Annotated in this window: 12 protein-coding genes and 1 pseudogene; 4 read left to right on the top strand and 9 right to left on the bottom strand. The window is 34.7% G+C overall.

Annotation, left to right across the window (positions count from 1 at the left end):
* Positions 1–751: pseudogene (locus IQ226_RS23145) on the top strand (hypothetical protein); the annotation flags it as partial.
* A 180-nt stretch (positions 752–931) separates the two neighbouring features.
* Here the strand turns inward: IQ226_RS23145 and IQ226_RS23140 are convergent.
* Both IQ226_RS23140 and IQ226_RS23135 read right to left on the bottom strand, forming a co-directional pair.
* The gene (locus IQ226_RS23140) at positions 932–1,222 is read right to left on the bottom strand and encodes a hypothetical protein (protein ID WP_193899306.1); all 291 of its coding nucleotides are present in this window, start codon (positions 1,220–1,222) and stop codon (positions 932–934) included.
* 417 nt (positions 1,223–1,639) lie between these two features.
* Positions 1,640–2,659, bottom strand: coding sequence for a substrate-binding domain-containing protein (locus IQ226_RS23135; protein WP_193899304.1), 1,020 nt, complete (start codon positions 2,657–2,659; stop codon positions 1,640–1,642).
* Between the two features lie 535 nt (positions 2,660–3,194).
* Here IQ226_RS23135 and IQ226_RS23130 point away from each other — a divergent pair.
* Positions 3,195–4,613, top strand: a complete 1,419-nt coding sequence (locus IQ226_RS23130; RefSeq protein WP_193899302.1) for an ATP-binding protein — start codon at positions 3,195–3,197, stop codon at positions 4,611–4,613.
* A gap of 1 nt (position 4,614) precedes the next feature.
* Here the strand turns inward: IQ226_RS23130 and IQ226_RS23125 are convergent, their stop codons facing one another.
* Positions 4,615–5,370, bottom strand: a complete 756-nt coding sequence (locus tag IQ226_RS23125; RefSeq protein ID WP_193899300.1) for a Uma2 family endonuclease — start codon at positions 5,368–5,370, stop codon at positions 4,615–4,617.
* 180 nt (positions 5,371–5,550) lie between these two features.
* On the opposite strand from IQ226_RS23125, the gene IQ226_RS23120 reads away from it, so the two are divergent.
* Both IQ226_RS23120 and IQ226_RS23115 read left to right on the top strand, forming a co-directional pair.
* On the top strand, positions 5,551–5,775 hold the full coding sequence (locus IQ226_RS23120; protein ID WP_015081312.1) for a hypothetical protein: 225 nt from the start codon (positions 5,551–5,553) through the stop codon (positions 5,773–5,775).
* A complete protein-coding gene (locus IQ226_RS23115; RefSeq protein ID WP_015081311.1) occupies positions 5,765–6,142 on the top strand; it encodes a type II toxin-antitoxin system VapC family toxin in 378 nt (125 codons plus the stop codon). The genes IQ226_RS23120 and IQ226_RS23115 overlap by 11 nt, the downstream gene beginning before the upstream one ends.
* A gap of 27 nt (positions 6,143–6,169) precedes the next feature.
* Here the strand turns inward: IQ226_RS23115 and IQ226_RS23110 are convergent, their stop codons facing one another.
* The 6 genes from IQ226_RS23110 to IQ226_RS23090 all read right to left on the bottom strand — a co-directional run bounded on the left by IQ226_RS23110 (position 6,170) and on the right by IQ226_RS23090 (position 10,637).
* Positions 6,170–6,700, bottom strand: coding sequence for a hypothetical protein (locus IQ226_RS23110; protein ID WP_228039631.1), 531 nt, complete (start codon positions 6,698–6,700; stop codon positions 6,170–6,172).
* Between the two features lie 56 nt (positions 6,701–6,756).
* Positions 6,757–7,752 (bottom strand): protein kinase, encoded by a 996-nt coding sequence (locus IQ226_RS23105; RefSeq protein ID WP_193899296.1) that lies wholly within the window; start codon positions 7,750–7,752, stop codon positions 6,757–6,759.
* A gap of 6 nt (positions 7,753–7,758) precedes the next feature.
* The gene (locus IQ226_RS23100; RefSeq protein WP_193899294.1) at positions 7,759–9,507 is read right to left on the bottom strand and encodes a protein phosphatase 2C domain-containing protein; all 1,749 of its coding nucleotides are present in this window, start codon (positions 9,505–9,507) and stop codon (positions 7,759–7,761) included.
* Between the two features lie 93 nt (positions 9,508–9,600).
* Positions 9,601–9,777: a hypothetical protein gene (locus IQ226_RS25405; protein WP_228039630.1), complete on the bottom strand. Its 177-nt coding sequence runs from the start codon at positions 9,775–9,777 to the stop codon at positions 9,601–9,603.
* Positions 9,778–9,924: 147 nt separating this feature from the next.
* Positions 9,925–10,284 carry a hypothetical protein gene (locus IQ226_RS25400; RefSeq protein ID WP_228039629.1) on the bottom strand — a complete coding sequence of 120 codons (360 nt, stop codon included), beginning with the start codon at positions 10,282–10,284 and terminating at the stop codon, positions 9,925–9,927.
* An 11-nt stretch (positions 10,285–10,295) separates the two neighbouring features.
* Positions 10,296–10,637: a hypothetical protein gene (locus IQ226_RS23090; protein WP_228039628.1), complete on the bottom strand. Its 342-nt coding sequence runs from the start codon at positions 10,635–10,637 to the stop codon at positions 10,296–10,298.
* Positions 10,638–10,745: the final 108 nt, after the last annotated feature.

The following is a 10,745-nucleotide window of genomic DNA, read 5'->3' as shown; positions in this document are numbered from 1 at the left end:
AGGTATATTACTAGCAGGAGGTGTTGCTGGTTTTGTTGTAGCTACAGGTGTACTACTAGCAGGAGGTGTTACGGGTTTTGTTATACCTATAGGTATATTACTAGCAGGAGGTGTTACGGGTTTTGTTATACCTATAGGTATATTACTAGCAGGAGGTGTTACGGGTTTTGTTATACCTATAGGTGTACTACTAGCAGGAGGTGTTGCTGGTTTTGTTATACCTATAGGTATATTACTAGCAGGAGGTGTTGCTGGTTTTGTTGTAGCTACAGGTGTACTACTAGCAGGAGGTGTTACGGGTTTTGTTATACCTATAGGTATATTACTAGCAGGAGGTGTTACGGGTTTTGTTGTAGCTACAGGTGTACTACTAGCAGGAGGTGTTGCTGGTTTTGTTATACCTATAGGTATATTACTAGCAGGAGGTGTTGCGGGTTTTGTTATACCTATAGGTGTACTACTAGCAGGAGGTGTTGCGGGTTTTGCTGTAGCTACAGGTGTACTACTAGCAGGAGGTGTTGCGGGTTTTGTTATACCTATAGGTGTACTACTAGCAGGAGGTGTTGCGGGTTTTGCTGTAGCTACAGGTGTACTACTAGCAGGAGGTGTTGCTGGTTTTGCTGTAGCTACGGGTTTGCTACTAACAGGAGGTGTTGCGGGTTTTTGTTTGGACATATTTACTCCAGAGTTTATAAAATTGACGTTAAAAGTGTTACAAAAAAACTATAGACTTCAACAGGCATCTTTATAGGACTTACGCAAGTGTCACACCAAAAATCTGTTGTAGGGTGCGTCAGACTGCATAAATCCTGCAAATAAACAGATTGTTGATATTTGACGCACCCTACCAATGTGCCAGTTGCGTAAGTCCTGCTTTAAAAACCAAAACTATTGCAGAGAAGTACAATGTAAAGACTCTACGGGTATTTCACTACCTACTTTTACACTCAAAAATCTGTCGGTCATATCTAAATCTGCTGGATGATGAAGATGGGTTTGCAGGAATTGTAGTAATTTCACAAGTTAAATTTTTGAGAGACCTTGTGTCTAGTTGCAACACGACTGTTTGTGGTAGTTGTCCCGATTGACCCAAACTTTGTGCTATCTCACGCTTAGACTGTAGGTCAGCTTTGGAAGAGTTAACATTAACTAAACTTAAACCAAAGACAGTAGATACAGTAATAGCAGAAACAGCGATCGCAGATGATATGATCTTATTCATGTCAATTCCCCCGTTTGAATAACGTACAAATTCTTATTGGGAGTAAATGCAGATAAATATGAAATTCACTACCCGACCCACAATAAATTACGATAGTTTTAAAACATACTTACTTTAATATGCCCAAAAGAGGATGTAAAGCCCTCAAAGGTATGTGGAAGTGATATAAAAGTCTTTAAACGTAATATTATGTCACCCATAAAAGCGATCGCAGATGATATGATCTTATTCATGTCAATTCCCCCGTTCAAATAACGTACAAATCTTAATTTTCAGAGATGCCTAAGTAGGTGAACAGAAAAATTTAAAGGTATATAACGGTATGTAAAGTTGTCTCAATGCGAGATTCTGATTGAGTTTCAGGCATTTTACAAAACGCAATACTCTCATTTTTATTTTGTTTACCTACTTATTTGATTATTTAATTCTGATAAATCCAGCGTTTTCAATCAGTTGTTGACCCTGATCTGTTAATAACCAATCTGCATAAGCTTTTCCAGCTTGTTCTTCTGATTGACCGTTTTGTTTTATAATCACAAACAAATTGCGAGTGATGGGATAGTTTCCATTTCGGATGTTGTCATAGTTAATTTTGTTACGCCTCCGGGGACATTTGGATTGTGGTATTCGGGGTAATTTATATGGTGGCACCAATGAGGTCTTTATCTGTCCAATTGGCAGGGATTTAATATTACATTGACTGACAATCTCTGAAGCAGAAGCGTAGTAAATTCCGCCAGGAGTACTGGCTATTTCTTTGATGGCTTCCGTAGTTGTACCAATGTAACGAACGTTGTTACCAAATTTATCTTTGTTAAGAACATATTCAATAAAAAAATCTGTCGTACCACTAGCTTCTTGATCACGAGATAAGGGGACAATAGGTAAATTTGGACCACCTAATTCTTTCCAGTTGGTAATCCTACCAGTATAAATATCTTTGAGTTGGGTAATGGTTAATCCAGGAATATTTAAGTTATCATTGACTCCGATCACAATGGCATCAATTGCTACGGAAATTGCTTTTAAACTAAAACCTTTTTGTTTAGCTTGGGTATTTTCCTCTCGTCTGAAAGAACGAGAAGATTGAATAAAAGCCATTTGATCGTCTATCAACATTTTAATCCCAGTTACGGAACCTGGGTCACTGGAAGGTGGTTGTATGTAGCGTAAAACAAACTGAGGACAAACTCTTTGCAGTACAGAATCTACTTTTAGGCGAATAGGAGACCAGCTTGTACTACCACCATAATTAAAAATCCCTTGGGGAATATTGGAGACATCACAATTGTTTTTACGAACAACATTAAACGGTTCTTGAAATTTAGGTAACGGTTTTGCTTGGGACGGTAGTATATTGACATCTAATGTACTTAACAAAATACTAGATACAGTAATGGCAGAAATAGCGATCGCAGATGATATGATCTTATTCATGTCAATTCCCCCGTTTGAATAACGTACAAATTCTTATTGGGAGTAAATGTAGATAAATATGAAATTCACTACCCAACACACAATAAATTACAATAGTTTTCAAACATACTGAATTTAATACGCCCAAAAGAGAATGTCAAGACCTCAAAAGTATGTAAAAACGTGAAAAAGTCTCTAAAAGTAATATTCTGTCACCCATAAAAATCTTCACAAACGCCATTAGTCAAAAATTTATCTCTTACACCAAACCCGCGAAGGCGGGTTTTGTCTGTGTAGCCGTGACTTCCAGTCGCCAGGCTAACAAGTTTCCAACCCGCGAAGGCGGGTTTTGTCTGTGTAGCCGTGACTTCCAGTCGCCAAGCTAACAAGTTTCCAACCCGCGAAGGCAGGTTTTGTCTGTGTAGCCGTGACTTCCAGTCGCCAGGCTAACAAATTTCCAACCAGCGCAGATGGGTTTTGTCTGTGTAGTCTCCCCAGAAGATGTATTAAAAGCATGATAGAATATCAAAAAGTCTTGACTTGAAGGGGGGGAGTAGTGTTAAATATTGAAGAAATAATTGAAATTGCAGATAACCAAGTCTTTGAGCATCAAGGACACCATCTCAATGATTTACAAAGAGCTATCCTGGAAGGGACACTACAGGGTAGAACTTACGCAGATATCGCCACAGAACACCACCACAGCGAAAAATACATCAAGGATAGCGCCAGTAAACTGTGGAAATCCTTATCTCAAGCAGTTGGAAAAAAAGTTAATAAATTTAATGTCAAGTCAACTTTAGGTAGATGTAGTTTCTCTTCAACTAATATTTTTAAAGGAATACAAATCAATAGTGGTAATTTTTTTAAAGAATCTGCACCATCACCAGAAAATCATGAAATTATCCATAAACAAGAACAGATAACCTCTCATCTAGACTTAAAAGATGCACCTGAAATCGGTGATTTTTATGGACGCAAAGTAGAATTATCATTACTACAACAAAAAATCCTCCAAGGAAAATGTAATTTAATAACTTTACTGGGTATTAAAGGTATTGGAAAAACTGCTTTAGCTTTAAAATTAGTTGATCATATCAAAGAAAATTTTGAGTTCGTTATTTATAAAAGTTTAAAATCTCTACCCAGTTTAGCACAACTAATCACAGAGATAATTTACCCTCATGATCAGCTTATTCCAGATAATTCACCTCATCAACTTTCACAATTTAAAAAAGCCATAGAAAAACACTCTTACCTGATTATCATTGACGATGTTAACTGTATTTTTTCAAGGCATCAAGTATCAGGTAAATATCAACAAGGGTATGAAGAATATGGGAATCTATTTAAATTATTATCAACAACCAAACATCAAAGTTGTCTAATTATCAATAGTAGTGAGGAAATTCGTGAATTATCAATCCCTAGATCCCCAACTTCTTTGAGAAGTCGGGAATCTGAAAGTCATGTTTTCACCTTGGAATTATTGGGATTAGATGATGATGGTGTAAACATTCTTAAAAAATATGGCTTAAAGAATGAGGAAAATTATCAAAAATTGCTGAATATTTATCAAGGAAACCCCCAATATTTACAAATCATTGGTTATCTTATTCAAGAATTATTTGCAGGTGACACCAATAAATTCTTGCAGCTAGATCAACCTTTCATAGATATTGAATTAACGGCTTTTTTAGAGCAAAGTTTAGATATCTTACCACCATCAGAAGTAGAATTATTGCATTTTATAGCTAGTCAAAATGGCTCAATTTTATTAAGTGAACTGGAAAATAGTCATCAAGTTTATGAGCCAATAGTTAGTAGTATTCAATCCCTAAAAAGGCGTTTTCTTGTTTCTACCCAACAAATAAATGCAGAAGTGAGTTTAGAGATTTCACCTCTGATTAGGAAATTTTACCACAAACTAGATCCCCGACTTCTCAAAGAAGTCGGGGATCTAAATGGGATCTAAATTAAATTGTATCTGGATCAATATTTAATTCTCGCAACTTTGCTGCTAACCGTTGAGCTTTTTCATCAAACATTGTTGCTCTTTGAGCTTCAATTGCTGCTCTTTGTGCTTCAATTGTTGCTCTTTGTGCTTCAAATTCTGCACTTTCTTCCGGTGTAGGAACTAAATATCCAGCAGATGTAAAATACCTTAATAAACCCCGGTCAATTCCCAAATATAAACCTAATTCTTGACTCCATAAATGTCCCTTTTCATTCGGTTCTACAACTTGATATTTACCATGTATTAAATAAAAACCTGCAAATTCTAAGCTATAGGGATCAAACCAAAAATACTCAGGTGTGCGGAAAATATCTTGATAAAGTTCTTTTTTAGTTTCTCTGTCAGTTTTCGCTGTGGTTGGTGAAAGAATTTCCACAATCAGGTTAGGATATTTGCCATTTTCTTCCCATACAACCCAACTTTTTCTAGTTTTTCGTTCTGTTCCTAAAACCACGAAAAAATCTGGACCTCTAACGTCTTCTGATTTTTTTTGATGAGGACTATAGTAAATACTCAGATTTCCGACAGCATAAAAATCAGTTCTGTCTTTCCATAACCATTTGAGTGATTTTATTAAGATCATTATTTGTTCGAGATGCAGTTCTGTTTCCACGGGAGGTTCATCACTATATAGGTCACTGGGTGGGAAAATTATCTCTTCTGATATATCTTCTAAGATGTTAGGTTGTAATTCCAGTGCTTGAGTAATCATCATGATATGATACCAAGTAATTATTGGTTTATTGTAGCATTAATTGTCTGAAATGGCTTACGCCACGCTTCGCTATCAGGATATCCAGGATTTTAGGATTTACAGAATTTTATTTATCATTTATGATGATTGTTACTTGAGTTTGGACTAAAATAAAATTGATATCCGATTATTAACATCAAAATGGAAGTTCTTCAACTTACAACGATAGTGGATTCATCAGGTCATTTGCATCTTGACATTCCCACACAACTTGATCCGGGAGAAGTAAGTATTGTGCTGGTAATTAATCCAGTTGTCCCATCTAAAGATCAAAATCTCAAGTATGATTTTTCTGATTTGGTAGGACGGTTAAATTGGCAAGGAGATGCAGTAGTGATGCAAAGGACATTAAGAGATGAATGGTAATCGCTATGTGCTAGATACGAATGCGATCATTGCCCTGTTACAAGGTAATACCCAACTTATTCAATTACTTCAAAATGCTAATTGGATTGGGATTTCGATTATTAGCCAGATTGAATTTTTGGTTTTTTCTGGGCTAACCCAAAGCGATCTCCAACTTTTTCAACAATTTATTCAGCGAGTGGAAATTGTTGGTTTGGCAGCAGGTGATCCGGTATTAGTTGACAAGATTATCGAAATTCGTCAGCAATATCGGTTAAAATTACCTGATGCAGTAATTGCTGCAATAACAATTCAAAATTCAGCAAGCCTAGTGACTGCTGATCAAGAATTTGCAAAGATCAACAGTTTGAAGATCATTAATTGGTAGCGATCGCCTCGCCTGCTATAATTACCATTAACTATTCATTATGTTTGCTATTGTTTGTTCAAATTTATCACATTCTTGTACTAGTCTATCAACTATTTTGCAGAAATAATTAATATCAATTAAACTCATTTCTGCATTATGAATAATTGAAAAAACCTGCTTATCTTCTATCTTTTCTATACACCAAAAACCGAATTTATATCGTGCATTACTTATCAATAGCCAAGTAGATAAACTATGCGGTATATCATCTGTATCATCAAATTTTAAACTACTTGGACAAGAAAATTCTAGAGTCGAATCGTATTTGAGAATAAATACAGTTTGTGTACTACCAGAATCCATACTAAATCTCATGATAGCTCTTGTATCATTAATACTATAAAGATCCCAGCCAACAGTTCGGCAGAAATTCTCTATTGTTGATCGAAATTTGAATGAAGATAATAAGTCTTTATCAATAGCCATTGGTTCATCTCCTAAATTAACGGGTTTAGTAGTAGTAGTTAGCATCATCCATTCTCTTCCTCCACAAACTTGACATTCAGAAGGTTTCATCAGAGATACAACTTCACAGCCACAACTTTTACATTTGTATGTTTTTTTCATGGAAGTTAAAAATTCATAATTAACTTATTTTTGGCATCTTTATTTTTAGGTAAAGTACCATTATTATAAAGATATTTAATCTGTTGCTGTACTTGAGTTATTTGAGGTCTTTTTTCAGGACTTAAAATTAACATTTTTCCTATCAGATTACGCACTTCTGTATCTAGTGGCGTTTGAATCATAGTTCCCCGTAATTTACTTTTACTCTGTGGTAATGGTAATTCAAGTTTTTTTCCATCTAGAACTGCTTCATGGGCATAAGTATAGCTTCCTGATAAAAATGGACGACTACCAGTCCAATATTCACATAAAATTAACCCCAAGGAAAAAATATCAGATTTTTTGTTTGGTGCTGGTGTTTCTCCATTTGTAGAAATATGTTTAGCAAATTCAGGTGAATAATATACTGGATCACCTACTAAAAATTCCACTGCTATTGATTCTCCTTCAATAATACTGCTATCAAAATCAATAATTTTGGCAACTTGTTTTCCTTCCCATTCTTGAATTAGGATATTGTCTGGTTTTAAATCAAGATGAACAATGCCATTGTAATGTAAAATATTAAGCGCTCCTACCGCTGTTAGCATGACAAATAAACGCTTTTTTGGTTCTAATGTATGTATGACTTTTGATAAAGAGCTAGTATCTACTTTTTGACAAACTTTAAAGAAATGTTCACCATTTTCATTACCATATTTAAAAAAGTCTACCATGACAACAACTGAACCACCCGCACCACAAGCAGATAGTGCTTCTTGAATCAGTAATTGTTTTCTAGCAAATTTATCGCATTGATCACGACGCTTTTGTTTACTTTTTTCGCCTCCTGGTGCTTTTTCTCCTGGATATACGGGACTCAGAAATTTTTTCACAAAATATTCATTACCATCATTTATATTTACAGCAAAACCCCATTGACATTGCCCACCATTAGCACTGTCAAATTCACGGGTTACTAAATATTTATCAGCAATTAGATCACCTGTTTTATAAGACATTGATTACTATCTCCTATTATTTAATCTATTTAAAATACTTTGATATTTTTGTTGCGTTTTATCATCTAAAGGCAAATTTAATTGTGTGAGTTCTTCTAGAGTATTTGATGCAGCTTTAAACTCTCCTTGTATTTCTTGTACTCTTGCAATATAGTAGTAAATTAAAGGTTTTTTAGCATAACATATCCCTGAAGTAATTATACGTTGACAGAACTTAATTACTGGATTGACTGGTTTACGGTTATTAAAATTTGATTGGGGTTCACTAAGATAAGCGATAAAAGAATCTAAATCTAGATTAAAATTCATAGAATTTACATAATCGAAATCTATGGATTTTTCCGAACCTTTACAATCAAAAAATTTCTCATAAAATTCAACCGCTTTTTCCCAATTTTTTAATTCATAGTGAATTTTAACTAAAATTTGATATGCTTCTATTTTTTCTGATAATTGATCAATAACTTCTTCAATCTGAGAAGCAGCAAAGTCTAAAAGTTTAGTTTTTTCCTGATAATTACAGGGTTGTTTTGCTAATTCATAATAAATAACTCCTGATAGATATTTAGCAGCACTGTTGTATGGTTGTAATTTTAAAGCTTGTTCACATAATTCCTTTGCTTTTAGAAACTGATAATTTGCATAACAAGAGTTAGCATCATCTAAAAGCTTTTTAATTTTAGCTTCTTTTTGTTCGTTAAATGTTTCAGTAAGTTGTTTACATCCTTTACTTGTACTTGCAACTGAAGTAGAAGATTTATCTTCTAAAACAGTAGCAATAGGTGGACTATCCTGAATAGATGGCAAATAATGTTCATAGTGAGGTTTATACTCTTCCCATAGATTTTTTAATTCATCATAGTTATTAGCATCATAAACAAATTTTTGTTTAAGATATCCCAATCGCTTTTGATAAGCATCTTTGATATCTGGTATTTTTTTAAAACCAACTACATAAATAATCAAAGAAACGTCATCTTGTTTAATTTCAGTATATTTTTGCTCAATTAAACCTTGCCAATCATTCGTTTTCTTTGTAGTGCCTTTTGAATCATAAAGTGTTTGTAGCAGCAATCTTTCAAACTCCCAAGGAGCGGAAAAATACTGAAAGCAACCATCAGTACAAGCTAGAAAACAGCCCGGTTCTTGAAATTTATGACTCTGAAAACGGATTTGCCATTTGGGATTAATATCAGCAGTTAAATATTGAGACATGGGCGGATCTTGTCTGAGCATCTCAAAGGCATCTTTGGGAGTTACTAAATCATCCTTAGTTAATTGCTGTAAACCCTTAGTAGGGCTGAGAAAATAAATTCGTGAATCTCCCATCCAAGCTAAATTAACTTCAAAAATTTTATCCTGAGTTTGTTGTTTGGGAATACTAGCTAAAGCAATTGTTGTGCAAAGTTTATGCTCTACTAAAGAACCTTTAAGCCGAGATGAAGTGGTTCGCATATTATTATCGTCTGCGGCTTTTTTCAGTGCTTGACAAATTTCATCCTGTAATTGGATAGCGTTATTTTGTGTTATTTCACCATTCCATTTTTCAAAAAATTCTTCACTAGTTTTAGATGCTATTCTCGAAGCAATCCGTCCCCCAGTTTCATCATTATAACCAGCAGAACGACCTCCTAAACCATCAAATACTCCCATCAAATGAATTTGCGTTTGGTTATGCTTGTAAGTTTTTACCAGGTTAGCATCTTCACCTTTATCTTTAGCTACTTCTAGATTTACTTCTACCTTAAATTCCATAACTATTACTAAAGTCCTTATTCAAGTTTTTACTTTAATTGAGAAACTTAACTTAACCACTCATATTTTCATGATTAAGTTAACTATCGTTGCTTATATACTGCTCCAGATACCCGTACCCAACACATCTAATATTTGATCTTTGTCTACTTTTTCTAATCCATTACCTGCTTCAGAAACATAATGAACTGTATTTTCCCAACTGCTTACAACTGTCCAAGGTTCAACATCAGGAGCAAATAGTACCAATCGTTTAGCTGATACTGGCATATCGTGCCAATAATCTGTTAATTCATCAAAGGTTTTTGGGGGATTATTAGGGTAATAATTAAGTTTTCCACCTTTTTCTAAACTATGAGCGCCGGCATTTGTGTAAACAACTACGACATATCTTTTCTTACTAAAATCCCCTTTTTCCTAGTCGGATTTAAGTGCTAATCCAACTGCTTCTAAGCCATTTCTGAGTCCATTACTACCACCTTCAGCTTTAATTTTAGAGATAAAATTAGTAAAATCGGAGGACTCAGATGGTAAGTCAAAAAATTTAGAAGACTGCATGACAATTCCTGGTGAATCTGCCCAATGATCCCGAAATACAATTACCTTAGCTCTAAGTTTGTGAATTTTTTTACTCCTTGCTTTCATTTTGGCTTCTATCTGCTCGTAAAAACCTAGAGCATTTGATTTCACTTCTTCAATGAACGAACTCATTGAACTTGTGCCATCAATACACATGACTAAATCTATTGCGTAGGTTACACCTTGATTGGCAGCCATAGCTCATTTGCTTATATACTGTTAGCGATCGCATTTAATATTTGATCTTCGTCTACTTCTTCTAATCCATTACCTGCTTCAGAAACATAATGAACTGTATTTTCCCAACTGCTTACAACTGTCCAAGGTGAAGCATCAGGAGCAAATAGTACCAATCGTTTAGCTGATACTGGCATATCGTGCCAATAATCTGTCAATTCATCAAAGGTTTTTGGGATATTTTCAGGGTAGTTACTGGGTTTTTCACCTTTTTCTAAACTATGGGCGCTGGCATCTGTGTAAACAACTACAACATATCTTTGCTTGCTAAAATTCCCTTTTTCCCAATCGGATTTACAGCAGTTTGCGATCAAGTCCAGTACAAAAATAGCTATCTAAATAGGGTCAAAAAACAATCCACAATGATTAAACCAATTGAGAGCATTTTCATCAGTAATAGCATTAACCGCCATAGTAATTGC

Source organism: Dolichospermum sp. LEGE 00240 (genome assembly GCF_015207875.1).
Lineage (GTDB): Bacteria > Cyanobacteriota > Cyanobacteriia > Cyanobacteriales > Nostocaceae > Dolichospermum > Dolichospermum gracile.
This window is presented reverse-complemented; position numbering and strand designations above follow the sequence as displayed.

Coding starts and splice junctions, on each gene's coding strand:
- IQ226_RS23140 (WP_193899306.1), bottom strand. CDS start 1,222: ATGAATAAGATCATATCATCTGCGATCGCTGTTTCTGCTATTACTGTA.
- IQ226_RS23135 (WP_193899304.1), bottom strand. CDS start 2,659: ATGAATAAGATCATATCATCTGCGATCGCTATTTCTGCCATTACTGTA.
- IQ226_RS23125 (WP_193899300.1), bottom strand. CDS start 5,370: ATGATGATTACTCAAGCACTGGAATTACAACCTAACATCTTAGAAGAT.
- IQ226_RS23120 (WP_015081312.1), top strand. CDS start 5,551: ATGGAAGTTCTTCAACTTACAACGATAGTGGATTCATCAGGTCATTTG.
- IQ226_RS23115 (WP_015081311.1), top strand. CDS start 5,765: ATGAATGGTAATCGCTATGTGCTAGATACGAATGCGATCATTGCCCTG.
- IQ226_RS23110 (WP_228039631.1), bottom strand. CDS start 6,700: ATGAAACCTTCTGAATGTCAAGTTTGTGGAGGAAGAGAATGGATGATG.
- IQ226_RS23105 (WP_193899296.1), bottom strand. CDS start 7,752: ATGTCTTATAAAACAGGTGATCTAATTGCTGATAAATATTTAGTAACC.
- IQ226_RS23100 (WP_193899294.1), bottom strand. CDS start 9,507: ATGGAATTTAAGGTAGAAGTAAATCTAGAAGTAGCTAAAGATAAAGGT.
- IQ226_RS25405 (WP_228039630.1), bottom strand. CDS start 9,777: ATGCCAGTATCAGCTAAACGATTGGTACTATTTGCTCCTGATGTTGAA.
- IQ226_RS25400 (WP_228039629.1), bottom strand. CDS start 10,284: ATGGCTGCCAATCAAGGTGTAACCTACGCAATAGATTTAGTCATGTGT.